Genomic DNA, 268 nt, shown 5'->3' on the forward strand with positions numbered 1-268 from the left:
GTTTCAATTTCTTCTTGAGGGCAGCTCTCATTTCCAACATTTTCCTACTTTCTACAGAGATCACATTTTCCTTGTGATGAAGCTTTTGCTTCACTTTTACTTCACTATCGATCAAGGACTCCTCTTTAGCCATCCCATTTGTAACACCAGGCTGTGGGTCATCTTGTGAATTGATTGGATTGAGCTCAGTTTCGTGCAATAGCTTAGAATCCGAAACAACAAGATTTTCAACTTCATTGTTCAGGATCTCGGCTAGTGGAAGTGGAAG

Annotated in this window: 1 protein-coding gene; it reads right to left on the bottom strand. The window is 40.7% G+C overall.

All coding sequences use genetic code 11. The annotated features are described in order from the left end of the window. On the bottom strand, positions 1–268 hold a 268-nt coding region (locus tag C6N31_RS42960; RefSeq protein ID WP_198359723.1), incomplete at both ends, for a hypothetical protein.

Source organism: Streptomyces fildesensis, from assembly GCF_016107395.1.
GTDB lineage: Bacteria > Actinomycetota > Actinomycetes > Streptomycetales > Streptomycetaceae > Actinacidiphila > Actinacidiphila fildesensis.